Source organism: Solwaraspora sp. WMMA2101, from assembly GCF_049179175.1.
Lineage (GTDB): Bacteria > Actinomycetota > Actinomycetes > Mycobacteriales > Micromonosporaceae > Micromonospora_E.
Window position 1 is genome coordinate 5,889,967 of the sequence record NZ_JBMHMA010000006.1, and the last position, 25,327, is coordinate 5,915,293.

The 25,327-nt window shown below is 71.9% G+C and carries 19 protein-coding genes; 13 read left to right on the top strand and 6 right to left on the bottom strand.

From position 1 onward, the window contains the following. Nucleotides 1-3 precede the first annotated feature (3 nt). Nucleotides 4-978: a hypothetical protein gene (locus ACN28F_RS27860; RefSeq protein WP_421360422.1), complete on the bottom strand. Its 975-nt coding sequence runs from the start codon at nucleotides 976-978 to the stop codon at nucleotides 4-6. A gap of 472 nt (nucleotides 979-1,450) precedes the next feature. Here ACN28F_RS27860 and hisI point away from each other — a divergent pair, with 472 nt between their 5' ends. Genes hisI through ACN28F_RS27875 form a run of 3 tightly spaced genes read left to right on the top strand, consistent with a single transcriptional unit; the run spans nucleotide 1,451 to nucleotide 4,163 of the window. Beyond that, nucleotides 1,451-1,897 carry a phosphoribosyl-AMP cyclohydrolase gene (gene hisI, locus ACN28F_RS27865; protein ID WP_289205417.1) on the top strand — a complete coding sequence of 149 codons (447 nt, stop codon included), beginning with the start codon at nucleotides 1,451-1,453 and terminating at the stop codon, nucleotides 1,895-1,897. After that, nucleotides 1,894-3,447 (top strand): anthranilate synthase component I, encoded by a 1,554-nt coding sequence (locus ACN28F_RS27870; protein ID WP_289205418.1) that lies wholly within the window; start codon nucleotides 1,894-1,896, stop codon nucleotides 3,445-3,447. The genes hisI and ACN28F_RS27870 overlap by 4 nt, the downstream gene beginning before the upstream one ends. After that, on the top strand, nucleotides 3,444-4,163 hold the full coding sequence (locus ACN28F_RS27875) for a Trp biosynthesis-associated membrane protein (RefSeq protein WP_421360424.1): 720 nt from the start codon (nucleotides 3,444-3,446) through the stop codon (nucleotides 4,161-4,163). The genes ACN28F_RS27870 and ACN28F_RS27875 overlap by 4 nt, the downstream gene beginning before the upstream one ends. A 21-nt stretch (nucleotides 4,164-4,184) precedes the next feature. On the opposite strand, the gene ACN28F_RS27880 is transcribed toward ACN28F_RS27875, so the two are convergent. Then, nucleotides 4,185-4,463 (bottom strand): hypothetical protein, encoded by a 279-nt coding sequence (locus ACN28F_RS27880; RefSeq protein ID WP_421360426.1) that lies wholly within the window; start codon nucleotides 4,461-4,463, stop codon nucleotides 4,185-4,187. A 387-nt stretch (nucleotides 4,464-4,850) separates the two neighbouring features. Between ACN28F_RS27880 and trpC the strand changes: the two genes are divergently transcribed. From trpC to ACN28F_RS27905, 5 genes are all read left to right on the top strand, one after another. After that, a complete protein-coding gene (gene trpC / locus ACN28F_RS27885; protein ID WP_282228184.1) occupies nucleotides 4,851-5,732 on the top strand; it encodes an indole-3-glycerol phosphate synthase TrpC in 882 nt (293 codons plus the stop codon). Beyond that, a complete protein-coding gene (gene trpB, locus ACN28F_RS27890; protein WP_289205420.1) occupies nucleotides 5,729-6,976 on the top strand; it encodes a tryptophan synthase subunit beta in 1,248 nt (415 codons plus the stop codon). The genes trpC and trpB overlap by 4 nt, the downstream gene beginning before the upstream one ends. After that, on the top strand, nucleotides 6,973-7,776 hold the full coding sequence (trpA, locus tag ACN28F_RS27895) for a tryptophan synthase subunit alpha (protein ID WP_421361543.1): 804 nt from the start codon (nucleotides 6,973-6,975) through the stop codon (nucleotides 7,774-7,776). Before trpB ends, trpA begins: the two co-directional genes overlap by 4 nt. A 138-nt stretch (nucleotides 7,777-7,914) precedes the next feature. Further along, nucleotides 7,915-9,159 carry a prolipoprotein diacylglyceryl transferase gene (gene lgt, locus ACN28F_RS27900; protein ID WP_421360429.1) on the top strand — a complete coding sequence of 415 codons (1,245 nt, stop codon included), beginning with the start codon at nucleotides 7,915-7,917 and terminating at the stop codon, nucleotides 9,157-9,159. A gap of 51 nt (nucleotides 9,160-9,210) precedes the next feature. Next, nucleotides 9,211-10,410 (top strand): FAD-dependent oxidoreductase, encoded by a 1,200-nt coding sequence (locus tag ACN28F_RS27905; RefSeq protein WP_289205421.1) that lies wholly within the window; start codon nucleotides 9,211-9,213, stop codon nucleotides 10,408-10,410. A 61-nt stretch (nucleotides 10,411-10,471) separates the two neighbouring features. On the opposite strand, the gene ACN28F_RS27910 is transcribed toward ACN28F_RS27905, so the two are convergent. Continuing rightward, nucleotides 10,472-11,524, bottom strand: a complete 1,053-nt coding sequence (locus tag ACN28F_RS27910) for a GNAT family N-acetyltransferase (RefSeq protein ID WP_421360431.1) — start codon at nucleotides 11,522-11,524, stop codon at nucleotides 10,472-10,474. A gap of 145 nt (nucleotides 11,525-11,669) precedes the next feature. Between ACN28F_RS27910 and gltB the strand changes: the two genes are divergently transcribed. The 3 genes from gltB to ACN28F_RS27925 all read left to right on the top strand — a co-directional run bounded on the left by gltB (nucleotide 11,670) and on the right by ACN28F_RS27925 (nucleotide 18,843). Next, entirely contained in the window at nucleotides 11,670-16,304 is a 4,635-nt protein-coding gene (gene gltB / locus ACN28F_RS27915; protein ID WP_421360433.1) for a glutamate synthase large subunit, read from the top strand. After that, a complete protein-coding gene (locus tag ACN28F_RS27920; protein WP_289205424.1) occupies nucleotides 16,297-17,781 on the top strand; it encodes a glutamate synthase subunit beta in 1,485 nt (494 codons plus the stop codon). The genes gltB and ACN28F_RS27920 overlap by 8 nt, the downstream gene beginning before the upstream one ends. A 258-nt stretch (nucleotides 17,782-18,039) precedes the next feature. Beyond that, entirely contained in the window at nucleotides 18,040-18,843 is an 804-nt protein-coding gene (locus ACN28F_RS27925; RefSeq protein WP_289205425.1) for an SGNH/GDSL hydrolase family protein, read from the top strand. Nucleotides 18,844-18,935: 92 nt separating this feature from the next. Here the strand turns inward: ACN28F_RS27925 and ACN28F_RS27930 are convergent, their stop codons facing one another. Next, nucleotides 18,936-19,685, bottom strand: a complete 750-nt coding sequence (locus ACN28F_RS27930; RefSeq protein WP_421360435.1) for a hypothetical protein — start codon at nucleotides 19,683-19,685, stop codon at nucleotides 18,936-18,938. A gap of 245 nt (nucleotides 19,686-19,930) precedes the next feature. Between ACN28F_RS27930 and ACN28F_RS27935 the strand changes: the two genes are divergently transcribed. After that, nucleotides 19,931-20,614: a S1 family peptidase gene (locus ACN28F_RS27935; RefSeq protein WP_421360437.1), complete on the top strand. Its 684-nt coding sequence runs from the start codon at nucleotides 19,931-19,933 to the stop codon at nucleotides 20,612-20,614. Nucleotides 20,615-20,714: 100 nt separating this feature from the next. Here the strand turns inward: ACN28F_RS27935 and ACN28F_RS27940 are convergent, their stop codons facing one another. Further along, nucleotides 20,715-21,302 carry a hypothetical protein gene (locus ACN28F_RS27940; RefSeq protein WP_421360439.1) on the bottom strand — a complete coding sequence of 196 codons (588 nt, stop codon included), beginning with the start codon at nucleotides 21,300-21,302 and terminating at the stop codon, nucleotides 20,715-20,717. 21 nt (nucleotides 21,303-21,323) lie between these two features. Then, the gene (locus ACN28F_RS27945; protein ID WP_421360441.1) at nucleotides 21,324-22,082 is read right to left on the bottom strand and encodes a papain-like cysteine protease family protein; all 759 of its coding nucleotides are present in this window, start codon (nucleotides 22,080-22,082) and stop codon (nucleotides 21,324-21,326) included. 643 nt (nucleotides 22,083-22,725) lie between these two features. On the opposite strand from ACN28F_RS27945, the gene ACN28F_RS27950 reads away from it, so the two are divergent. Beyond that, nucleotides 22,726-25,323 (top strand): FtsK/SpoIIIE domain-containing protein, encoded by a 2,598-nt coding sequence (locus tag ACN28F_RS27950; protein WP_421360443.1) that lies wholly within the window; start codon nucleotides 22,726-22,728, stop codon nucleotides 25,321-25,323. The last annotated feature ends 4 nt before the right edge of the window (nucleotides 25,324-25,327 follow it).

Below are 25,327 nucleotides of genomic sequence, written 5' to 3' on the forward strand. Positions count from 1 at the left end.
ACGTCAGATGGCCAACAGGCGGTCGAGGAACTCTCGGTACTGGCGCAATGCCACCCGCATCGACTCGGTGTCCGGCGTCGCGCTGTGCCGGTGGGGGTCGAGCTCGTTCTGCTCGGCGAGGAGACGTTCGGCCAGCGTCCGGACGGTGTGTCCGACCAGCGCCTGGGCCTGAGCCAGGGCGACGTCCGGTTCGTCGACGAACCGGGCCTTGATCTCGTGCCACTCGTCGCGCAGGTCGTCGGCGGCGGCCTCGGTCCAGATCGTGATCGGCGGCAACGACACGTCGCCCGGCCGCCGCGCCGACGTCACTTCCGGCTGCGTGTCATCCACTGCGGTCATCAAGTCAGCCGGCTCCTCGTCGTCATCGTCTTCGTCGTCGTCCTCGTCCTCGTCGTCCTCGGGCTCGTCGTCGTCCTCGTCCTCGTCGTCCTCGGGCTCGTCGTCGTCCTCGAGCTCGAGCTCGACGTCTTCGTCGTCGAGTTCGTCGTCGTCGAAGGAGAGATCACCGGCGTCGCCGTGCGCCGTCACGGCCTCGGGGTCGTCGTCATCGACCGGGTCGTCGGCGTCGTGCGGGTCGTCGTCGGCAGAGCCCGCCGGCTCCGCCTGCGCCGTCGGCTCGGGCTGCGCAACCGTCGCGTCGTCGCCCGTCTGCTCAGCGGCGGAGTCGTCGTCGGCGGAGCCGTCAGGTTCGGCGGGTGAACCGGGATCCGCAGGCAGGGTCGTGTCGGCGACGTTCGCCGCTGGTGTCACGTCGGTCGGCTGCTGATCGGTGGACTCCGGCGCGTCGTCCGTCGGCCCCTGCGGCCCCTGGGCGGTGGTCGACGGCGAATCGTCGGACTCCGGGTCGTCGGCCGGGGCGCCACCGAGCAACTGCGTGGCGATCGGGGGCAGCGGGCTCGGGTTCTGCCGGTCCGCCGACGGCGGCGCGATCACCGGCATCTCGGTCGTCGCTTCGTTGATCACATGTCCGGCGGACATCGGTCGTGGTGCCGGGATCGGTCTGCCGTGCACGGGAACAGGGGCGGGGGCGGCGTCCCCCGACTCCACCGCCCCCGAAGGCTGAGGGGTGGCCATGGGCTGCATCGAGATTCCTCCGTCCGCGTCGGCGGGTGCCCGGTCGGCGGTGCAACCGGGTCGTCACCCGCACGGGCGTGTGGCTGGGGTGGTGCGCCGACTCGCCGCACCGGACGGGGCCGACGGACCCGGCCGGACGTACGTCGACCGCCCGGGCAGACCCCGGGTGCAGTGCTGTCGACAGGTGCCGGAACCGGTGCGGGGCATGGGATCGGCCCGTAGACCTCGACCGTGGCGGCGCTTCGTCAAGGTACTCCTCCGGCCGCGGCGGCACAGCCCCCGAACCGTCGGATCCGGTCGTCCGGTGTCGGGCTTACGACACCTGGGACGGGACGCGGCACCACACCGGTCCGGCCGTACGGAACAATCGGGCACTGTGCCCGTACCCGATGAACCGCCAGCCGGACCCGCCACCACCGCGCAACGGCCCGACGACGGCGACCCGTCGCGGCCGTCCGCCCTGGATCCCGCCATCGCCGCCCGACTGCGCCGCACCGCCGACGGCCTGATCGCCGCCGTGGTGCAGCGGCACGGCACCGGTGAGGTGCTGATGATGGCCTGGATGGACGACGAGGCACTGCACCGCACACTGACCACCGGCCGGGCCACCTACTGGTCGCGCAGCCGCCAGGAATACTGGGTCAAAGGTGCCACCTCCGGGCACCACCAGTACGTGCGGTCGGTGCGGATCGACTGCGACGGCGACGCCGTCCTGGTCGCGGTGGAGCAGGTCGGTGCCGCCTGCCACACCGGTGCCCCGAACTGCTTCTTCGACGAACTGCCGGTGACCGGCACGATCACCCCCGCCGAGGAGGGCCGATGACGACCGGAACGGTCAGCCCGGACGCGCAGACCTTCACGACCCTGGCCCGGCAGCGTCGGGTGGTGCCGGTCACCCGCCGGCTGTTGGCCGACGGCGAGACCCCGGTCGGGGTGTACCGCAAACTCGCCGGCGGGCCCGGGACCTTCCTGCTGGAGTCCGCCGAGCAGGGCGCCGGCTCGGCCGGCACCGCCTGGTCGCGGTACTCGTTCGTCGGGGTGCGCAGCGCGGCGACGTTGACCGAGTCCGGCGGCACCGTCCGCTGGCTCGGCGATCCGCCGGACGGGCTGCCCGACGGCGGCGACCCGGTGGACGTCCTGCGGTCGACGGTCGCGGCGCTGACCGGCCCGCCGCCGGTGCCCGACGTCGCCGCCGGGCTGCCGCCGCTGACCGGCGGCCTGGTCGGCTACCTGAGCTACGACTTCGTCCGCCGGCTGGAGCGGCTGCCCGAGCTGACCGCCGACGAGCTGGGGCTGCCCGAGTTCGGACTGATGCTCGCCACCGACCTGGTGGTGCTCGACCACTACGACGGTACGGCGATCCTGGTCGCCAACGCGGTACTGCCGGAGGCGGCCGACGCCGCCACGGTCGCCGCCGCCTACCACCACGCGATCGGCCGGTTGGACGCGATGACCACCGCGCTGTCGCGGCCCAATCCGCCGATGGTGTCCGTGCTCGACACTCCGACCGGTGTCGGGGCGGTGCACAGCCGCACCTCGTCGGGGGAGTACCCGAAGGCGGTCGAGCAGGCCAAGGAGGCGATCCGGGCCGGCGAGTGCTTCCAGATCGTGCTGGCGCAGCGGTTCGAGCGGGACACCTCGGCCGACCCGGTGGACGTCTACCGGGTGCTGCGGGCCACCAACCCGAGCCCGTACATGTACCTGCTGCGGTTCGACGACTTCGACGTGGTCGGGTCGTCGCCGGAGGCGCATCTGAAGGTCACCGTCACCGAAGAGGGCACCCGGCGGGCGTTGCTGCACCCGATCGCCGGCACCCGGCGACGGGGGGCGACCCCGGAGGAGGATGCGGCGCTCGCCGCCGAACTGCTGGCCGACCCGAAGGAACGCGCCGAACACGTCATGCTGGTCGACCTGGGTCGTAACGACCTGGGCCGGGTCTGCCGTCCCGGCACCGTGGAGGTGCCGGAGTTCGCCACGGTCGAGCGGTACAGCCACGTCATGCACATCGTGTCGACGGTGGTGGGCGAGCTGCGTACGGACCGCACCGCGTTCGACGCGTTGGCGGCGAGCTTCCCGGCGGGCACCTTGTCCGGTGCGCCGAAGGTACGGGCGATGGAGATCATCGAGGAGTTGGAACCCACCCGTCGGGGCCTGTACGGCGGCACCGTCGGCTACTTCGGCTTCGGCGGCGACCTCGACATGGCGATCGCGATCCGGACCGCCGTGATCCGGGGCGGTCGTGCCTACGTGCAGGCGGGCGCGGGGATCGTCGCCGATTCCGACCCGGTGGCCGAGGAACGGGAGACCCAGAGCAAGGCGGCGGCGGTGCTGGTCGCGATCGCCGCCGCCGAGACCCTGCGTCCGGCCCGGTGACCGACGACGGGCCGGACGGCGTCGGACCTGCCGCTGGCGGATCGGGCCCGACGGCCGACGACGGGGCCGGCTCGCGGTCGCCCGGCGTCCGTCGGGAGCTGGCCGGTGCCGTCGGTGCCTGCCTGGTCGGTGCCGGCCTGACCTGGTACGCCGCCCGGCAGGCGTGGGCGGTCGAGGTGACCGTACGGCCGGAGCCGCTGCCCGCCGTGGAAGTGGTGCGCACCGGGGCCGACGTACTGCCGTGGTTGCCGGCGTTGGCCCTGGTCGGGCTGGCCGGTGCGGGGGCGGTGCTGGCCAGCCGGGGAGTGGTCAGGCGGCTGATCGGGGCGTTGCTCGCCGCCGTCGGCGTGGCGGTGCTGGCGGGCGCGGCGGCGGTGCTGGTCGGGGTGACCCCGGTGGCCCGGTCGGCGGCGGAGACGGCCTCGACCGCGCCGCACTGGCCGGTCCTGGCGATGGCGGGGGCGTTGCTGTCGGCCGCCGGCGGGCTGACGACGGTGCTGCGGTCGGGCGGCTGGCCGGCGATGGGGGCCCGGTACGAGCGGACGGCACCCGGGGCGACGGCACCCGGGGCGACGGCGACCCGCCCGGCGGTCGACCGGCCGGAGGCGTCGGTGCCGAAGTCGACGCTCGACACCTGGGCCGCGCTCGACCGGGGCGAGGACCCGACCATCGACGACGCCCCGCAGCGGCCGACCAGCGACGACGGGCCGCGTTGACCGAGGCCCCGTAGTGGCCGGTCACGCCGCCGCGCTGGTCTCCCTGCGGTCGGTGGCGGCCGGTGTCTCGGTCGGCCGGCCGCTGGCCAGCGTCGCGACCAGCCGGCGGATCTCGTCACGCTGGTGGGCGCGGGCCCGGTCGGCGCAGATGGCCTCCCATGCGTTGCCCTGCGCGGTACGCACCCGGTGGTCGCCCACCACGGCACGCTCCACCGAGTGCGCGACCTCGGCGGCCAGGGCGACGACGGCGCGGGGGATGGCGATCAGGTCGACGGTCGTGTCTCGTGACGTGGTGCTCATGGTGCTCCCCAGGGTGGTTGCACGGCCGGCGGCTACCGCCGACCAGTCTGCCCGAACTCCATGCTGACCGGGGCCTGTTTCGCGACGGTGACCCGCAGGTCAACTGTCGGCGGTGACGCCTGTGTCAACTATCGCCCCGGTGCACCGGTGACGTCCGTACCGCCGATGTTGATCTGTGCCACAGCGGGCCGTGACCGGCCGGCAGGCTAAGATCAATGTCGATGGAGTCGCGGAGATTCCGCAGGCATGGGCCGGTCGGGTCGGCGCGTGAGCACGGTGGGTGATGTCGTTGACACAAAAGGTTGGACATTATGCCCCAGTCCAATTCGTGAGGCGCGCCATACCCCCGGCTCTGGTTACCCTGCGCCGCCGCCTAGCATCGGGCGCATGACACCCGGAGAGGGGAGTCCGTTGGTGACTGCTGACCAGGAAGACAGCGCCGGACCGGCGGCGCCGGCACTCAGCGTTCTCGATGAGATCCTTGCTGGCGTACGGGCCGACCTGAAGCGTCGCGAGGAACTGGTGCCGCTGAGTCGGATCCGTGAGCTCGCCGCCGCCGCACCGCCGCCGATCGACGCGTGCGCGGCGCTGCGCAAGCCCGGGGTCGGGGTGATCGCCGAGGTCAAGCGGTCGTCGCCGTCGAAGGGTGCGCTGGCCGACATCCCGGATCCGGCGGACCTGGCGACCGAGTACGCCGCTGGCGGTGCCCGCTGCATCAGCGTGCTCACCGAGGGCCGGTGGTTCGGCGGCTCACTGGACGACCTGACCGCCGTGCGGGCCGCGGTCGACGTGCCGGTGCTGCGCAAGGACTTCATCGTCTCCAGCTACCAGGTGCACGAGGCCCGCGCGCACGGTGCCGACCTGGTCCTGCTGATGGTCGTCGCATTGGAGCAGAACGTCCTGGTCGGGCTGCTGGAGCGGATCGAGTCGCTGGGCATGACCGCGCTGGTCGAGGTGCACACCGAGGAAGAGGCCGACCGGGCCCTGGAGGCCGGTGCCCAGGTGATCGGGGTCAACGCCCGGGACCTGCGCACCCTGGAGGTCGACCGGTCGGTCTTCGAGCGGATCGCCCCCGGCCTGCCGAACAGCGTCGTCAAGATCGCCGAGTCGGGGGTGCGCGGGCCGCACGACCTGATCCGGTACGCGTCGGCCGGCGCCGACGCCGTCCTGGTCGGCGAGGGCCTGGTCACCCAGAAGAGCCCCCGGGACGCGGTCGCGGAACTGGTCAACGCGGGCAACCACCCGGCGACCCCACGGCCGGTCCGGTGAGCGCCCCGGCCGGCACCGCCGCCGGTGCCCACCCCGGCGAGCTGCCCGACGGGACGGGTCACTTCGGCCGCTACGGCGGCCGGTTCGTCCCGGAGGCGCTGATCGCCGCCCTCGACGAACTCGACGTCGCCTACCGGCAGGCGATGGCCGACGACGGGTTCCGGGCCGACTTCGCCCGGCTGCTGCGTGACTACGCCGGCACCCCGTCCCTGCTGTACCGGGCCGAGCGGCTCTCCGCCCAGGTCGGCGCGACGGTGCTGCTCAAGCGCGAGGACCTCAACCACACCGGCGCACACAAGGTGCGTAACGTGCTCGGTCAGGCGCTGCTGACCCGGCGGATGGGCAAGCCCCGGATCATCGCCGAGACCGGCGCCGGGCAGCACGGAGTGGCCAGTGCCACTGCCGCCGCCCTGCTGGACCTCGAATGCGTGGTCTACATGGGCGAGGTCGACACTGAACGGCAGGCGCTCAACGTCGCCCGGATGCGGATGCTCGGGGCCACCGTGGTGCCGGTCACCAACGGCTCGCGCACCCTCAAGGACGCGCTCAACGAGGCGCTGCGCGACTGGGTGGCCAGCGTCGACCACACCCACTACCTGATCGGTACCGCCGCCGGGCCGCACCCGTTCCCGGCGATGGTCCGTGACTTCGTGCGCGGCATCGGCGACGAGGCCCGCGCGCAGTGCCTGGAGACCCTCGGGGCACTGCCGGACGCGGTGGCGGCCTGCGTCGGCGGCGGCTCCAACGCGATCGGCATCTTCCACGCATTCGTCGGCGACGACCAGGTCCGGCTCTACGGGTTCGAGGCCGGTGGCGACGGGGTGGCCACCGGTCGGCACGCGGCCAGCATCACCGGCGGATCCTCCGGGGTGCTGCACGGCGCCCGTACCTACCTGCTGCAGGACGCCGACGGGCAGACCCTGGACTCGCATTCGATCTCGGCCGGGCTGGACTACCCGGCGGTCGGCCCGGAGCACGCCTGGCTGCACGACACCGGCCGGGCGCACTACCGGCCGGTTACCGACGCCGAGGCGATGGAGGCGTTCCAACTGCTCTGCCGTACCGAGGGGATCATCCCGGCGATCGAGAGCGCGCACGCCCTCGCCGGCATGATCAAGATCGTTCCCGAGCTGACGGCCGAGCTGGGCCGGACGCCGACGATCGTGGTCAACCTCTCCGGCCGGGGGGACAAGGACGTACACACCGCCGGGGCGTACTTCGGCATCCTCGACGGGCAGGACTGATGAGCATCACGGTCGCGTTCGACAAGGCCCGCGCCGAGGGCCGGGCGGTCCTGGTCGGCTGCATGCCGGCCGGCTTCCCGACGGTCGACGACAGCATCACGGCGATGCGGGCGATGGTCGACGCCGGAGTCGACGTCATCGAGGTCGAGCTGCCGTACTCCGATCCGGTGATGGACGGCCCGGTGATCCAGCGGGCCAGCGACATCGCCCTGGCCGGCGGGGTACGCATCACCGACGCGCTGCGGATCATCGAGGCGGTCGCCGCCACCGGTGCCCCGGTGGTCACGATGACCTACTGGAACCCGATCGAACGGTACGGGGTCGACACGTTCGCCCGGGACCTAGCCGCGGCCGGTGGGACCGGCCTGATCACCCCGGACCTGATCCCGGACGAGGCCGACGAGTGGCTGGCGGCGTCGGACACGTACGGCCTGGACCGGACCTTCCTGGTCTCGCCGTCGTCGACCGACGACCGGTTGGCGATGACGGTGCGCCACTGCCGGGGTTTCGTCTACGCCACCGCCCTGATGGGCGTCACCGGTGCCCGGGAGCAGTCCTCGGACGCGGCACCGACGCTGGTCCGCCGGCTGCGCGCGGTCACCGACCTGCCGGTCGGGGTCGGCCTCGGGGTCGGCAACGGTGCCCAGGCAGCGCAGGTCGGCTCCTTCGCCGACGGGGTGATCGTCGGCAGCGCGTTGATCCGCTGCCTGCTCGACGCCCCCGACCTGGCCGGTGGGCTGGCCGCGCTGTGTCGGCTCAGCGGTGAGCTCGCCGACGGGGTCCGCGCCGTCACCCGCTGATCCCCGGCCGGCACGCCGCTGAGCCGGGGCTGTCCACCGCCGACCCCCGGTCCGGCGGTGCCCGGGGTGAGACACGCGGGTTTTCCCACCCCGACCGGGGTGCCGGGTGGACAGGTCGCGACGGTAGCGTGTGCATCCGTGACTCTCGCCGCTATCCCCAGCCCGGCCACCGCGGTCTGGCAGCTTGGTCCGATACCCATCCGGGCGTACGCGCTCTGCATCGTCGCCGGCATCGTCGTGGCCTGCGCGGTCACCGAGTACCGGCTCCGCCAGCGCGGGGCCCGACCCTGGGCGGTGCTGGACATCGCCATCTGGGCGGTGCCGGCCGGCATCATCGGCGCCCGGCTCTACCACGTCGTCAGCTCGCCGCAGGAGTACTTTGGCGCCGACGGCAACCCGATCGAAGCCCTCTACATCTGGCAGGGCGGGCTCGGCATCTGGGGCGCGGTCGCCGGCGGCGCGGTGGGTGCGTGGCTCGCCGCCCGCCAGCTCGGTATCCCGCTGACCGTGGTGGCCGACGCGCTGGCGCCGGGGCTGCCGCTGGCCCAGGCGGTCGGGCGGGTCGGCAACTGGTTCAACAACGAGCTGTACGGCGGCCCGACCACGTTGCCGTGGGGGCTGCAGGTGCACCAGATGGACCGGGCCAACCCGGGCCAGGCGCTGCGGGATCCGGAGGGCAACCCGGTGCTGGAGCCGGGGCTGTACCACCCGACGTTCCTGTACGAGGCGATCTGGAACGTCGGTGTCGCCGGCCTGGTGATCCTGGCCGAGCGCCGGTGGAAGCTCGGCGCCGGGCGGGCGTTCGCGGTGTACGTGATGGGTTACACCGCCGGCCGGTTCTGGATCGAGATGATGCGGACCGACACCGCCAACGAGATTTTCGGGGTCCGGTTGAACGTGTGGACCTCGGTGCTGGTCTTCCTCGGCGCGCTGGCGTACCTGGTCCGGGTCCGTGGCCCGCAGCAGTTCCTGATCCCGCTGGACGCCGCCGGTGACCCGTTGCCGCCGCTGCCTGCCGCCGGCGCGGCGGGTACGCCGGGTGCGGCCGGCGGGTCGGCCGGGGCGGACACGTCCGGCTCCGGGCAGGCCGCCGGCTCCGGCACCTCCACCAGTGGTGGAGTGTCGCAGGTCGATGTCTCCGCCGCACCGGCGACCACCGAGGTCGTCGGCGGCTACCAGGTGGTCGACGAGGCGCAGTACGCCGAGTACCTGCGCACCGGCACCGCGCCGACCGGGGACGCGCCGGCACCGGCCGAGGAGCCGGCATCTGCGGATGAGCCGGCAGCGGAGCCGGCACCGGCGGATGCGTCTGCGGATGATTCGGCACCGGCCGCGGAGACCGTGGCCGTCACGGAGAAGAAGCCGGACACGTCCGGGCGCTGACCGGGCCACCGCATCGGGTGGCCCGACGATCGATCCGGGAAGGCGGGGCGGATGCGTACTGCCGTCGTGGTGGGGGCCGGTGTCGGTGGGCTGGCGGTCGCGGGCGCGCTGGCCCGGACGGGGTGGCGGGTCACGCTCCTGGAGCGGCAGGACCGGATCCGGTCGGCCGGCACCGCCCTGGTGCTCTGGCCGAACGGGATCCGCGCGTTGCAGGCGCTCGGCCTCGGCGGCGGGCTCGACGCGATCGCCACCGGGTTGTCGTACCACGGTGTCCGCCGGCCCGACGGGCAGTGGCTGGTGCAGCCGCGTCCGCAGGCCGGTGAGCGGATCCCGGTGGTGGTGCATCAGGAGGATCTGCACGACGCGTTGATCGCCGGACTCGGCGAGCAGGTGGAGATCCGTACCGGGGTGGCGGTGCGCGGCCTGCGTCCGGCCTCGACGGACCGGCCGGCGGTGACCACCGGCCGGGGCGTGGTCGAGGCCGACCTGGTGGTCGCGGCGGACGGCGCGCAGAGCACGCTGCGCCCGGCGCTGGCCCCGGCCAGTACGGTGATCAGCTCGGGGTGTGCCGCCTGGCGGGCGGTCGTCCCCTGGTACCGGGCTCCGCAGTTGCCGCCGGAGCGCATCTCGGGGGAGATCCTCGGTGCCGGGTACCGGTTCGTGTCGGCGTCGCTGGGCGAGCGGGGTTCGGCCGGCGGCTCCAGCCGGGGCGGCATCTACTGGGTGGCGACGGCGGCCGGCGCGTCCCGGCCGGAGCCGCCAGCGACCCAGTTGACGTTGCTGCGCCGCTGGTTCGCCGGTTGGCCGAGTCCGGTCGGGGAGCTGCTCGCCGCGACCGAACCGGCGGACCTGGTCCAGGCCGAGGTCCGTGAGTTGCGGCCACTGCCGCCCTCGTACGGGTTCCCGGCCGGTCCGGGCGGGGTGGTCCTGCTCGGCGACGCGGCGCACGCCATGTCGCACCACCTGGGCCAGGGCGCCTGCCTGGCGTTCGAGGACGCGGCGACGCTGTGCGCGGTGGTCCGCGACGCGGTGCCGGGCCCGCAGCTGACCGACGCGGTGGCCGCGTACAGCCGGCTGCGGCGGCCCCGGGCGGTGGCGATGGTGCGGCAGAGCCGGCGGATGGCGGCGGTGCTGCAGGCCCGGGGGCGATTGGCGTTGCGGGCCCGCGACGCCACGCTCGGCACGATCAGCCCTCGGCTGCTGGGCAACGTCGCGGCCACCGCCGACCGGTGGAGTCCACCACCGTCCTGACCGGTCCCCTCGGTCCCGACCGGTTGCTGTCGTTTCAGAGGTGGATGTCGGGTTGGCTGTTTCAGACGGTGGCTGTCGGGTTGGCGATGCAGGCGGTGCCGACGCGGCGGAACCCGAGCCGGTGGTAGAGCATCGCGACGTCGTCGCTGCCGGCGGCCAGGAAGACCAGTTCGACGCCGTCGGCGAGGGCCCGGCGGGCCAGGGCCACGGTAACGGCGGAGGCGAGGCCCTGCCGGCGTGCCGCCGGTAGGGTGCCGACCCCGACGATCTCGGCGACGTCGTCGACCCGGCTGACCGAGCCGACCGCGACCGGGTCGACCCGCCCCGGCAGGGTGGCCAGCGCGATCCGGAGGCGGCCGGAGCGAATCGCGTCGCCCTCGTGGCGGACCACCGCCGCCGGCAACAGGGCGGTGGCCGGTGTAGCCGGGCCGGCAGCCGGGCCGGCCTGCGCGGCCTGACCGGTTTGGGAAGTCGATGCGGGTGTGGCGCCGGACGCGGCGTCCGCTCCGGCGGTGGCGGTAGCGGGCGCGACGGCCGTCGCGCCGGTTGTCGACCACTGCGTACCCGATGCCCGATCACCACTGTCGACAGTGGGAAATGTCACTGTAACAATCTCGGGTGCATCCGTGCCGGTGGTCGGCAGCGGTCCGTCGGCGGCCGAGACGGGGTTGAAGGCGGCCTGGGTGACCGCGAACCAGGTGGCCAGATCGGTCTCGAAACTGGGCGAATCCGGGTCGAGCAGCCGTACGGCGGGCGGGTCTGCGGGGGTGTCGGCGGGCAGGGCCGCCGGGTCGAGCACCATCAGCGGGGCCTGGTGGACCCCCAGGCCGGCGGCGCGGGCCACGGCGAGCAGGTCGGGCCGGATCTCGTGGATCCATTCGAAGGACTCGGGAAGCCCCAGTTCGCGCTGTCGAGCGCGTACGGTGGTGATGTCGGCGGCGGCCGGCGGGGTGGCGACGCCCAGGCGCGGGCGGGCGTAGAACGGCCATCCGGCTTCCTCCCGCCGGACGAAAAGTACATAATCGCCCAGCTCTTCGGGGCGGGCGGCGGCACGCGGTACGGCATCGCAGAACCGGTCCAGCCGATCGAGGAGTCGGTCTTCCTGGTTGGCCACCTTGTGAGACTACACGTCCCATACTGTGGACGTGTGATCAATTCGCACTGGTGATGTCCGGTGGCCCCTCACGTAGACTCAATAAACTCTCCAGGGCCGACGTCGTCCCGAATCTGTTCATGCGCGAGTGACGACAGGAGGCCCGGTGGTTCTTCCGTACCCGCAGGGACCGCACCCTTGCCCGCCGCAGGCGTCCCGGCCGCAGGCCGCACCGCCGCCGGCGCAGGGTCTCTACGACCCGGCCCGCGAACACGACGCGTGCGGTGTCGCCTTCGTGGCCGACCTCAACGGTCGCCGCTCCCACGACGTCGTGGCCAAGGGCCTGGCCGCGTTGTGCCGGCTGGACCACCGGGGGGCCCGGGGCGCGGAGCAGAACACCGGCGACGGCGCCGGCATCATGATCCAGGTCCCCGACGAGTTCCTGCGGGCCGTCGTCGACTTCGCGCTGCCGCCGTCCGGCCAGTACGCCACCGGCCTGGTCTTCCTGCCGACCGACCCGGCCGACGAAGCCCGGGTCCGCCGCATCGTCGAGAAGTACGCCCTGGTCGAAGGCGCCGACGTGCTCGGCTGGCGGGACGTGCCGGTGCAGCCCGACGGGCTCGGCGAGACCGCCGACGCCGCCCGCCCCCGGATCAGCCAGCTCTTCCTCGCCGCGCACCGGCTCACCGACGCGCCCGCCGGCCCGGCCGGCACCCCGTTGACCGGGCTGGACCTGGACCGGGTGGCGTTCTGCGTCCGCAAGCAGGCCGAGCGGGAGAGCGCCGAGCGGGGCGTGCCGGCGTACTTCCCGTCACTGTCCGGCCGTACCATGGTCTACAAGGGCATGCTCACCCCCGACCAGCTGCCGGAGTTCTTCCCGGACCTGCGCGACGAGCGGGTGGCCAGCGCGATCGCCCTGGTGCACTCCCGGTTCTCCACCAACACCTTCCCGTCGTGGCCGCTGGCCCACCCGTACCGCTTCATCGCGCACAACGGCGAGATCAACACGATCCGGGGCAACAAGAACTGGATGAACGCCCGCGAGGCGCTGCTGGCCACGCCGAACATCCCGGGCAACATCCGCCGGCTCTTCCCGGTCTGCACCCCGCAGGCCTCCGACTCGGCCAACTTCGACGAGGTCCTCGAGCTGCTGCACCTGGCCGGGCGCAGCCTGCCGCACGCCGTACTGATGATGATCCCGGAGGCCTGGGAGAACGACCCCGGGATGGACCCGGCCAAGCGCGACTTCTACCGCTTCCACGCCAGCCTGATGGAACCGTGGGACGGCCCGGCGTCGGTCGCCTTCACCGACGGCGAGATCGTCGGCGCGGTGCTGGACCGCAACGGCCTGCGTCCCGGCCGCTGGTGGCGTACCAGCGACGGCCTGGTCGTGCTCGGCAGCGAGGCCGGGGTGCTCGACCTCGATCCGGCGACCGTGGTCGCCAAGGGCCGGCTGCGCCCCGGGCGGATGTTCCTGGTCGACACCGCCGCCGGGCGCATCGTGGAGGACGAGCAGGTCAAGGCCGAGCTGGCCGCCGCCGAGCCGTACGCGGACTGGCTGCACGCCGGGCTGATCGACCTGCACGACCTGCCCGAGCGCGACCACACCGTGTACACCCACGACTCGGTGCAGCGCCGCCAGCAGACCTTCGGCTACACCGAGGAGGAGCTCAAGATCCTGATCGCGCCGATGGCCCGCAAGGGCATCGAACCGATCGGGTCGATGGGCACCGACACCCCGATCGCGCCGCTGTCCACCCGGCCCCGGCTGCTGTTCGACTACTTCCACCAGCTGTTCGCCCAGGTCACCAACCCGCCGCTGGACGCCATCCGGGAGGAGATGGTGACCAGCCTGCAGTCGACCATCGGCCCGGAGGGCAACCTGCTCGACCCCGGGCCGGCGTCCTGCCGCCAGATCGTGCTGCCGTACCCGGTGATCGACAACGACGAGCTGGCCAAGCTCCTGTCGATCGACGAGGACGGCGACCTGCCCGGGTTCAAGGCGGTCCGGGTCTCCGGGCTCTACCCGCTGCGCGACGGCGCCGAGGGCATCAAGGCCCGACTGACCCAGATCTGCCGGCACGTCTCCGAGGCGATCGAGGACGGCGTACGGATCTTCGTGCTCTCCGACCGGGACTCCACGATCGATCTGGCCCCGATCCCGTCGCTGCTGCTCACCGCCGCCGTGCACCAGCACCTGGTCCGCGAGCAGACCCGCACCCAGGTGGCGCTGGTCGTCGAGAGCGGCGACTGCCGCGAGGTGCACCACGCCGCCGTGCTGATCGGCTACGGCGCGGCCGCGGTCAACCCGTACCTGGCCTTCGAGTCGGTCGAGGACCTGATCGCCACCGGCGCGCTGCCCGGCATCGAGTCCACCGTCGCGATCCGCAACTACGTCAAGGCGCTCGGCAAGGGCGTCCTGAAGATCATGTCGAAGATGGGTATCTCGACGGTCTCCTCGTACTGCGGGGCGCAGGTCTTCGAAGCCGTCGGCCTGGACCCGCTGGTCGTCGAGCGCTACTTCGCCGGCACCCCCGGCACGGTCGGCGGCGTCGGCCTGGCCGGCATCCACGCCGAGATCGCGGCCCGGCACGCCCGCGCCTACCCGGCCAACAGCGCCGAACGCTCGCACCGACGCCTCGACGTCGGCGGCGAGTACCAGTGGCGGCGCGAAGGCGAGATCCACCTGTTCAACCCGGAGACGGTGTTCCTACTGCAGCACGCCACCCGCTCCGGGCAGTACGACGTGTTCCGCCGCTACACCGCCACCGTCGACGAGCTGGCCGAACGCGCCGGCTCGCTGCGCGGGCTGTTCACCCTGCGGACCGGGGTACGTGAGCCGGTCCCGCTCGACGAGGTCGAGCCGGCCAGCGAGATCGTCAAGCGTTTCTCCACCGGCGCGATGAGCTACGGGTCGATCTCCACCGAGGCGCACGAGACCCTCGCCATCGCGATGAACCGCCTCGGCGGGCGGTCCAACACCGGCGAGGGCGGCGAGGACGTCGACCGGCTCTACGACCCGGCCCGCCGTTCGGCGGTCAAGCAGATCGCCTCCGGCCGGTTCGGCGTCACCAGCGAGTATCTGGTCAACGCCGACGACCTGCAGATCAAGATGGCCCAGGGCGCCAAGCCGGGCGAGGGCGGGCAACTGCCCGGCAACAAGGTGTGGCCGTGGATCGCCAAGACCCGCCACGCCACCCCCGGCGTCGGACTGATCTCGCCGCCACCGCACCACGACATCTACTCGATCGAGGACCTCGCCCAGCTGGTCCACGACCTCAAGTGCGTCAACCCGGCCGCCCGGGTGCACGTCAAACTGGTCAGCGAGATCGGTGTCGGCACCGTCGCCGCCGGCGTCGCCAAGCTCAAGGCCGACGTCATCCTGATCTCCGGCCACGACGGTGGCACCGGCGCGTCACCGCTGAACTCGCTCAAGCACGCCGGCACCCCGTGGGAGCTGGGCCTGGCCGAGGCGCAGCAGACGTTGCTGCTGAACAAGCTGCGCGACCGGGTCACCGTCCAGGTCGACGGGCAGCTCAAGACCGGCCGGGACGTGCTGATCGCGGCCCTGCTCGGCGCCGAGGAGTACGGCTTCGCCACCGCCCCGCTGATCGTCGAGGGCTGCGTGATGATGCGGGTCTGCCACCTCGACACCTGCCCGGTCGGTATCGCCACCCAGAACCCGGTGCTGCGGGAACGCTTCACCGGCAAGCCGGAGTTCGTGGAGAACTTCTTCCTGTTCCTCGCCGAGGAGGTCCGCGGCTACCTCGCCGAGCTGGGCTTCCGGTCGATCGACGAGGCGATCGGCCGGGCCGACCTGCTCGACACCGCCCCGGCGGTGGACCACTGGAAGGCCAAGGGGCTGGACCTGTCGGCGGTGCTGCACGTGCCGACCCTGCCGGCCGGTGCGTCGCTGCGCGGCATCCGCGCCCAGGACCACGGACTGGACAAGGCACTCGACAACGAGCTGATCGCGCTGGCCGGCCCGGCGCTGACCGACCGGACCCCGGTCCAGGCGGCGGTGGCGGTACGCAACGAGCACCGCAGCGTCGGCGCGATGCTCGGCGGTGAGGTGACCCGCCGGGTCGGCGGGGCCGGGCTGCCCGACGACACCATCGAGTTCACCCTCACCGGCACCGCCGGGCAGTCGTTCGGGGCGTTCCTGCCGCGTGGGGTGACGCTGCGGCTGCACGGCGACGCCAACGACTACGTCGGCAAGGGACTCTCCGGCGGCCGGCTGGTCGTCCGCCCGGACGCGGCGGCACCGTTCGCCGCCCCCGGCGGCGCCGGTGCCGAGGAGCAGATCATCGCCGGCAACACCATCCTGTACGGGGCCACCGCCGGTGAGCTGTTCCTGCGCGGGCGGGTCGGCGAACGGTTCGCGGTGCGCAACTCGGGCGCCGTCGCGGTCGTCGAGGGCGTCGGCGACCACGGCTGCGAATACATGACCGGCGGTACGGTCGTGGTGCTCGGCCCCACCGGGCGCAACTTCGCCGCCGGCATGTCCGGCGGTACGGCGTACCTGTGGCGGCTCGACGAGCGGCTGGTCAACCGGGAGCTGGTGGACCTGGAGCCGGTGTCGGCGCAGGCCGAGCCGATGCTGCGGGAGCTGGTCGAGCGGCATCTCGCCGAGACCGACTCGGCGGTGGCCGAGGCACTGCTCAAGCGCTGGCCGGAGGCGGTGGAGGAGTTCGCCGTCGTGGTGCCGCGTGACTACAAGCGGGTGTTGGAAGCGATGAGGGCCGCCGAAGCTGCCGGCCGTGACGTGGATGAGGCCGTCATGGAGGTGGCTCGTGCCTGACCCGACCGGATTCCTGCGGTTCGACCGGCGGCTGCCGCAGCGCCGCCCCGTACCGGTGCGGATCTCCGACTGGCGGGAGGTCTACCCGCCGGCCACCGACGAGCTGATCCGCGAGCAGGCGACCCGCTGCATGGACTGCGGGATCCCGTTCTGCCACGACGGCTGCCCGCTGGGCAACCGGATCCCGGACTGGAACGACCTGGTCCGCACCGGCGGCTGGGCGGCGGCGATCGAGTCGCTGCACGCCACCAACAACTTCCCGGAGTTCACCGGCCGGCTCTGCCCAGCACCGTGTGAGGCGGCCTGCGTACTGGGCATCGGCGGCGGGGCACCGGTGACCATCAAGCAGGTCGAGGTGGAGATCATCAACCGGGCGGTCGACGCCGGACTGATCACTCCGCAGGAGGTGCCGGCGCCGTCGGGCAGGCGGGTCGCCGTGGTCGGCTCCGGTCCGGCCGGGCTCGCCGCCGCGCAGCAGTTGGCGCGGGCCGGGCACGCGGTGACCGTCTTCGAACGCGACGACGCGATCGGTGGGCTGCTGCGCTACGGCATCCCCGACTTCAAGCTGGAGAAGCAGCACATCGACCTGCGCATGGCCCAGTTGGCGGCCGAGGGGGTGCAGTTCCGTACCGGGGTGAACATCGGGGTCGACGTCACCGCCGCACAGCTGCGGGCCGACCACGACGCGGTGCTGCTGGCCTGTGGCGCGCTCGCCGGCCGGGACACCCCGGCGACGCCGGGCCGGGCGCTGCGCGGGGTGCACCTGGCGATGGAGCATCTGGTCGAGTCGAACCGGGTGGTGGCCGCCGGGGCGGGGCAGCCGGCGGTCGACGCTGCCGGCAAGCATGTGGTGATCATCGGCGGCGGGGACACCGCCGCCGACTGTCTCGGGGTGGCGCACCGCCAGGGCGCGGCCGGTGTGTACCAGCTGGACCTGTACCCGGAGCCGCCGAGCGCCCGTGACGAGGCCCGGGACCCGTGGCCGACCTGGCCGTGGGTGCTGCGCGAGTACCCGGCGCACGAGGAGGGCGGCGAGCGGGTGTTCGCCGTCGCCGTGCAGGAGTTCGTCGACGACGGCACCGGCGCGGTGAAGGCGGTGCGGATCGCCGAGGTGACGGTGACGAAGGTCGACGGCGAGCGGATCCTGACGGTGGTCCCGGGATCGGAGCGGGAGCTGCCGGCGGACCTGGTGCTGCTGGCGATCGGCTTCGAGGGCACCGAACCCCAGCCGCTGTTGGAGCAGCTGCGGCTGGTCCGCAACCGGCGCGGTGCGGTCGACTCCGACGGGCAGTGGCAGACCGCAACGAAGGGCGTGTTCGTCGCCGGGGACATGCACCGGGGCGCGTCGCTGATCGTGTGGGCGATCGCCGAGGGGCGGGCGGCGGCGGCCGCGATCCACTCCTACCTCGGCGGGGTGGGGGACCTCCCCGCCCCGGTGACCCCCACCATGCAGCCCCTCGCGACCACTCCCCGCTGACCGCCTGACTCCGCGACGCCAACTCCGCGACGCCTGACTCCGCGACGATCTTGCACTTATCGAGAAGATTTCTCCGATTTGTCTATCGATAAGTGCAAGATCGTCGCGATCATGGGGGTGGAATCGCGATCATGGTGAGGTGAGGGCTCTTCCGGGAATGCAGATGTTTCGATAGCATTACCGGCTAGTAACAACAGTTGCTCCCCATGGCCACGCGCGCGGCCCCAAGGATCCCCCCGTCCTTCGTGAGGTCCGTCCATGACCCTTCGCCCCCTGGCCCGCGCCGCGCTCGCGCTGGCCGTCACCCTCGGTGCCGTCGGCGCCGGCACCCTCGCGGCCGGTGTACCCGCCCATGCCGCCCCCGCCGTGCACTACGCCGCCCTCGGCGACTCGTTCTCCTCCGGCGTCGGCGCCGCCCCCTACGAGACGACCTGCCTACGCAGCAACCGGTCGTACGCCCCACTGTGGGCGGCGGCCAACTCGCCGGCAAGTTTCCGCTTCGTCGCCTGCGGCGGCGCTGTCACCGCCGACGTGCTCGACAACCAACTGTCCGTACTGGATGCCAACACCACGATGGTCACCATCACCATCGGCGGCAACGACGCCGGGTTCGCCGATGTCGTGCTCAACTGCCGGCTCGGCAGCGAATCGTCCTGCGCCAGCGCCGTCAACCGGGCCCGCCAGTTCGCCACCAGCCAGCTGCCCGGCCGGCTCGACGCCACCTACGCCGCGATCAGACAGCGGGCCCCGAACGCCGAGCTGATCGTGCTCGGCTACCCGCGACTGTTCGAGGAGGTCCGCAACTGCGGGCTGTTCGCCGTCAGCCTGACCAAGCGCACCATCATCAACGACGCCGCCGACCTGCTCGCCGAGGTCACCGCCGACCGGGCCGCCGCCGCCGGTGCGACCTTCGTGGACACCCGGAGCCAGTTCGCCGGGCACGGGGTCTGCGGTGCCACCCCGTGGATCAACGATTTCTCCGCGCTGATCGCCGCGTACCACCCGAACGCCGCCGGCTACCGCGACGGCTATCTGGCCGCGCTCAACTCGGTCACCGGCTGACGGTACTGCTCGTACCTGGCGGTCCGGTCCCCGACCGCACCACGGGGACCGGCCCGCCGCAACTGGCGACCGGCGTCAGTCGCGCGATCAGGTCAGCCGGCACCGGCACCGGCACCGGCACCGGCACCGTCCCGGTCGTCGTTGTCGCCGCCGTCGGAGGTCGGCCGGTTGCTGAGGAAGTAGGCACCGAGCGCGCCGGCCAGGGTGCCGAAGACGACGACCGAGTACGCGGCCAGAATGAGCTCCAGAACCTGGGCGAACGGGTCCCGCGCGGCCATCCGCTGACCGGTGATCGTGGTGAGCGTGACGTCGTGCAGGGCCTGCGCATAGCTCGGGTAGGAGCCGGAGACGACGAGCAGTTGGCCGGCGGCGAGGATGAGGCTCACCGTGACCGCGACGAGCCAGGCGAGCCGGTCGGTGAGCAACCGGCCGGCGGAGCGCGAGCCCCGTACGGCGGCGGTGATCGCAGCGCCGGCGCGGGCCGTCCGCAGCGCCAGCGCCACCCGGGCGAACCGCAGCACGGGTACGGCGAGGAAGAGCAGCTGCCACCAGTTGCGTCGCCAGAACCGGCCGGGGTGGTGCCGGCCCAACCAGGCACGGAGCGCGAACTCGGCGACGAAGACCACCCACAGCACCCAGCTGGCGACGCCCAGCACGACGGCCGTCGGTGGGTGGGTGGTGACGAACTGCCCGATCACCAGGAGCAGGAACAGTACGCCGAGGACGCCGAGCGGCTTGTCGAGCCGGTCGGCGAACCGGCGCAACTTCTCGTCGCGGTCCGAATCCCCGCGGGCACCGTGTCCGGTCTCCTGGTCGTCGGTGCCGTCGTCGTCAGGTCGCATCGATCGCACTTTCGACGGTTGTCGGGACACTCCTATCACGGATACTAGGAGCACTTCGGGATCAGCGCGGCGCTACCGTCCACTCGGGGAATCGACCACGCTGGACCGGCATCCCGTCGACTCTGCGGCTATCAGCGCAGGTCAATGCATGTTGTGTATCGATCTTGTCGTCGATAAGATCGTTGCCGGGATCTGTGGTGCGGGCCGATGCCTGGCTGGGTGTCTGCTCAGTGAGGAGTGCCGTCTTGCGTATCCGTAATCTCCTGGCAGTGGTCGCGTCGGCACTCGTCGGTGCTGCCCTGACTCCATCGACAGCCGCCGCCGCACCGCAGCAGATCATCGGCGGCGACACGGTCTCGTCGGCACCCTGGGCGGCCGCTGTCTACAGCGACGGCTCGTTCAGATGCTCCGGCTCGATCATCGCTTCCCGCTGGGTGCTCACTGCCGAGCACTGCATCGGCGGCTCGATGTCGGTTCGGGTCGGCAGTGTCCATCACGCCACCGGCGGCCAGGTGAGCGCGGTCAGCGCGACCTACTCGCAAGACGGATACCTGTACGACATCGGGCTGCTGTATCTCAGCACACCGATCAGCACCACGTACGTCACGCTCGCCACCAGCGATCCGCCAGTCGGCTCGACGAACACCATCTACGGCTGGGGTCGCTCGTGCCTGAATTGCGACGTGTCGGCACAGCTGAAGACGGCCTCGGTGCAGGTCGTCTCGGTGCGGGGTCGGGACGCGTACGAAGGACCGGCAATCCGTAGCTCCCCGGCGACCGGAATCGCCTGGCAGGGCGACTCGGGTGGTCCGCAGTTCTACGCCGGACAACAGGTCGGTGTCTGTTCGAACTCCAACGGATCGACCTCGCAGAACTATGCCTCGATCGCCGCCAGCCGAGCTTGGATCGCAGCGGTCGCCGGCGTCTGACCCACACTGTGCCGATCGCCACCGTGGTAGTGGTCCGGTCCCCGCAGCACGAGGACCGGACCACTACGGGGTCCGCCGTCGACGACGAGACCCTGCGGGGTCAGGAGCCGGGTATCGTCCCTGGTGCTTCCGACGGATCGGGCGGAAGCATGGTCCTGGCCTTGTCCGCCAGGTCACTCAGGAATTCGTCCGCCGGTACCACCCGGTCTTCCTTCCCGACCGGCGACGGTTCCAGCGGAATGATCAGATCCCGTCGGGGCAGATGCAGCCACAGCGCCATAACGTACAGGGCGGGGACCCGTAGCAGGCGTAGCTCGTAGCGGCCGGTCTTGAGCGTGGCCAGTTTGAGTACGCCCTTCAGCGCCTTGTTGGTCGACGCGACGAACGGTCCCTCGGTGAACTGTGACATCTGTTCGGTGCCGTCCGGCGTGGAAGCGGTCTCGGCGCTGGCGATGGGTTGTCCGGCTTCCTCGATCAGGTAACGCCAGCCCACCGGTTGCGCGCTGTCCAACCCGTTACCGGCGATGATGTCGTCGAGCCCCAGCACGTAGACCTGGTGCGGCGTCGACAATTCGAGCTGATCTTTCCGGGCGTTGCGTAGAGCCTTGGTCGAGAACTTGGAGGCGTCCGCGAAAGTGCGCATCCTCGACCGGATTCGGTCGCGTACGCCGCTCGGCGGATCCGGCATTTCGAGTGGCATGTCGATCTCCTAGCACTGGGTCTTGTAACTGACGTTCCAGGTCCCGCTTCCCTGATACGCGTTGCGGAAGGTGTTGTACGACACGTCGGAGTCGCCGTACCACGGGTCTGCGACACTGACGTATTCTTCCCCGTCGAGGAAGAAACGTCCACGGATCGCCAGGATGTGCCCGCCGCCGCCCCGCCAGGAGGTGTTCAATCCGATCGGGGTCGAGCCAGCCATCTCGGCTCCGATCTCGGCAGGGGTCAGGGCGCGGTTCTCGCGTCGACGAAGGACGCCGACGCGCTGCAGCGCCGTGTCCGGCCACCGGCCCTGGTTGCCGGGTGACTCGAAACCTGCAGGTACGCAGCAGTCGTTCCGGTTGAGCTCCGCGTTGGCGAGGGTGCACTGGGTCCAGTGGGTGCTCGGGTCGTAGTAGGCCGCGAGGCTCACGGTGGCCGCCGACCAGCACCACATGCCCTGCTCCTGGCGCTGCATGGCGAATTCGAGTCGTTGATCGATCATCGAGATGACGAACTTCTCGTGGATCCCGCCGTTGGCGTTGAACTGGCAGTTGACGAGACCGCCGCCGTTGTCGGTGGCTGTGGTAACGCCGGTGCCGTTCATCCTGAGGAACACGTTCGACGTGAGGGTCGACTCGAAGGAGAACGCGTCGCCTGCGTGGGGGTGGAGCCGGAACTTCTCGGCGGGACCGCCGTTGGCGTTGAATCTGGCGTTGACGAGGCCGCCGCCGTTCGGGGTCTGCGCGGTGACCCCTCGGCTGTCCATGCGGAGCCATACGTTCGGGAAGACAGCCGATTCGAACGAGAACGTACCGTCGGCCTGTGGACGAATCTTGAACCTTTCGTACGGCCCGGGGGTGCCGGCGCTGAACTGGCAGTTCGCCAGTCCGCCGCCATTCTCGGTCTCGGATGTGACTCCTCGACCGTCGAGTCGGAGATAGACGTTCGAGAACGCTGTCGATCGTATCGTGATCGGAGTCTCTCCGATCACGGCAAGATCGGCCGCTGACAGGGGCATGGTCGTCTCCTATCCGTGTTGCAGGGCCGATGATCGTCATCGACGCAACTGATGGCAGGGCTTAATTACTGTAAATCATCAAGCGATTACAGCAAGTGTCTGGAGGGTGACTCATCCCGGGGGGTTGACAAATTGATTTTGAACAATTTCGCCAATGTTACATGTCTCTGCTTGATCGATTTACGGAGGTGAATCATGTGGCGCTGAACCCCACCTGAGTCGCGCAGGAGCGCATGCGGTGCGGGCCGGGTCAACAGGAGGAAGCGGACTCGGATAGTGTTCTGGTCACTACCCGACTGCAGGTGGGGGTGTGGGTGTACGGACTGCATGGGGTTCTGGGCTGTGACGCTGTCACCAGGTCCGGGCCGCCCCGGACTCCGGGTCCGGCCCGATGAGCTTCGGTGCCGCGTACCGTCGGGCAGTCGCCGCCCATCGGCAGGCCGTGACCCACCTGACCACCGCCCGCCGGGCGATCGACGACAGCTCCGCGCCGGCCGCACCGGACCTCGGCGACGTCACCGACCGGCTGCGCCGCGTCGGCGAGACTCTCACCACCGGGGCCACCAGCGCGACCCGCGACCTGGCCGCCGGCCCGGCCCCGGTGCGGGTCGGCATGGCCCGCCCGGTCGGACTGGCCGGCACGGGCGACCCGGTCGAGTTCCCGGCGCTGGTGCCGCTCGGCGCCGGCGCGCATCTGGCCATCGACGCCGACGCCCGGCAGCCGAAGGTCGCCGCGCTGCTGCGCAGCCTGGTGGTCCGGCTGCTCGCCGCCGCCCCACCCGGCACGGTACGGGTGACCGCGCTGGACACCACGTCGATGGGTGCCACGTTCCTGCCGTTGCGGCCCCTGGTCGAAGCCGGTGTGCTGGCGCCACCGGCCGCCACCGACGCCGAAGCCAAGGAACGCCTCGACGACGCCGACCAGCATGTCCGGGCCGCCCAGGCCCGCAGCGGCGACCGGGCCGGCTCCGCAGGCCAGGCAGCGGGGGAGTTGCTGGTGGTGGTCGCCGGGGCGTTGCCCGACGGCCGGGCGGAGCTGATGCGCCTCGCCGCGCTCACCCACGCCGGGGCGTCCGCCCGGGTCTGCGTGATCGTCGCCGGCTACCCGCCGGCCGGCACCGGGGTGGCGCCGCCGACACTCGGTGCCACCACCCCGGTCCGGCTGGACGGCAACCGGGCCTTCGTCGGCGACCCACCGGGGCAGCCGTTCAGCGCCGACGGCACCGGCCTGGCCGCGCCCGTCGCTCTCGACGGCGACCCGCCGGCCCGGGTGGTCGAAGCCCTCGCCGGCCGGCTCGGCGAGATCCACCGACGCGGCTCCACCCTGGACTTCGCCGACCTGCTGCCACCCCGGATCTGGACCGAGTCGGCCACCGCCGGCCTGCACACCATCGTCGGCCGGGCCGGCCGGGAACCGGCGATTCTCGCCTTCGACGACGTCACCCCGCACTGGCTCGTCGGTGGCCGCACCGGCTCCGGCAAGACCGTCTTCCTGCTCGACCTGCTCTACAGCCTCGCCGCCCGCTACGCACCCGACGAGCTGTCCCTCTACCTGCTCGACTTCAAGGAGGGCGTCAGCTTCACCGAGTTCGTGCCGACCGGCCGGGACCCGTCGTGGATCCCGCACGCCCGCGCCGTCGGCATCGAGTCCGACCGGGAGTACGGCGTCGCCGTGCTGCGGGAGCTGCGCCGCGAGCTGAACCGGCGGGCGGCGGCGATGAAACGCCACGGCGTGACGAAACTGGCCGACCTGCCCCGCGACGGCACCCCGACGCCGCGTACCGTCGCCGTGATCGACGAGTTCCACGTGCTGTTCGAAGGCAACGACTCGGTCGCCCGGGAGGCCGCCGCCCTGCTGGAGGAGCTGGCCCGCAAAGGCCGGTCGTACGGCGTACACCTGGTCCTGGCCAGCCAGAGCATGTCCGGCATCGAAGCCCTCTACGGCAAGACCGACTCGATCTTCGGCCAGTTCCCGCTGCGGGTGGCGCTGCCCGGCGGAAACGGGGTCCTCGACCCGCTCAACCAGGCCGCCGGTGGGCTGCCGGTCGGGCAGGCGATCGTCAACGTCTCGGCCGGCATCGCCGGTGCCAACACGGTCATCCGGTTCCCGGACGCGCACAGTGGAGCCCGGCGGATCGCCACCCTGCGCCACGAGCTGTGGCAGGCCCGCGCCGCCGGCTCCCGCCCACCGGCGATCTTCAAGGGGTACGAGGCGGCGCACCTCGACGGTGACCCCACGTACCGCTCACTGGCCCCCGGCGGACGGCGCCCCCTCGCCCTGGTCGGCCGGCAGGTCGACGTGGACCTCAGCTCGGCGGTGTTCCCGCTGGACGCCACTCCGGGTCGGCACATCGCCGTGGTCGGCACCACCGGCCACGCCGCCGACGTGCTGCACGCCGCCACCGTCAGCCTGGCCCGGCAGGAGCCGCCCGGCCACGCCCGGTTCCTGCTGGCCCCGCTGGTCGCCTCCGCCGACGAGGTCGCCGAGGAGACCGCCGACGCGCTGCACACCTTCGGACATTCGATCACCCGGCTGACCGCCGCCGAGCTGCGTGAGGAGCTGCGCCGACTGGCCACCCCGGACGGCACCGCCGCGCCCGCCGACGACGGTCGGACGTACCTGGTGGTGTTCGGGATGGACGCCGCAGCCGGGGTGCTCGGCGCAAAGGACGAGATGTACAAGTCCGGGCTGGACGACCTGCAGGTGGTGCTGCGCCAGGGGCCCGGTCACGGCGTCCATCTGCTGGGTTGGTGGCGTGGGCTACGGCGGCTCGCCGACGACCTGGGCGGCTCACACAACCGCGACGACCTGGCCTGCCTGGTGGCGATGAACGTCCCCGGCGGTGAGCTCGGCTCCTACCTGGGCACCCACGACCTGGCGTACCGGCCGCGGCCGAACCGGGCGCTGCTGATCGACCGGCACGACCAGCGGACCCGGCTGATCGTGCCGTTCGCGTTGCCCGGCCGCGAGCTGGACGAGGAAGGCTGAGCGC

Bases quoted from the DNA above. Each gene is read 5' to 3' on its own strand.
- ACN28F_RS27860 (WP_421360422.1), bottom strand. From the start codon at position 978: ATGTCCGCCGGACATGTGATCAACGAAGCGACGACCGAGATGCCGGTG.
- ACN28F_RS27870 (WP_289205418.1), top strand. From the start codon at position 1,894: ATGACGACCGGAACGGTCAGCCCGGACGCGCAGACCTTCACGACCCTG.
- ACN28F_RS27880 (WP_421360426.1), bottom strand. From the start codon at position 4,463: ATGAGCACCACGTCACGAGACACGACCGTCGACCTGATCGCCATCCCC.
- trpC (WP_282228184.1), top strand. From the start codon at position 4,851: ATGACACCCGGAGAGGGGAGTCCGTTGGTGACTGCTGACCAGGAAGAC.
- ACN28F_RS27905 (WP_289205421.1), top strand. From the start codon at position 9,211: ATGCGTACTGCCGTCGTGGTGGGGGCCGGTGTCGGTGGGCTGGCGGTC.
- ACN28F_RS27925 (WP_289205425.1), top strand. From the start codon at position 18,040: ATGACCCTTCGCCCCCTGGCCCGCGCCGCGCTCGCGCTGGCCGTCACC.
- ACN28F_RS27930 (WP_421360435.1), bottom strand. From the start codon at position 19,685: ATGCGACCTGACGACGACGGCACCGACGACCAGGAGACCGGACACGGT.
- ACN28F_RS27940 (WP_421360439.1), bottom strand. From the start codon at position 21,302: ATGCCGGATCCGCCGAGCGGCGTACGCGACCGAATCCGGTCGAGGATG.
- ACN28F_RS27945 (WP_421360441.1), bottom strand. From the start codon at position 22,082: ATGGACAGCCGAGGGGTCACCGCGCAGACCCCGAACGGCGGCGGCCTC.
- ACN28F_RS27950 (WP_421360443.1), top strand. From the start codon at position 22,726: ATGAGCTTCGGTGCCGCGTACCGTCGGGCAGTCGCCGCCCATCGGCAG.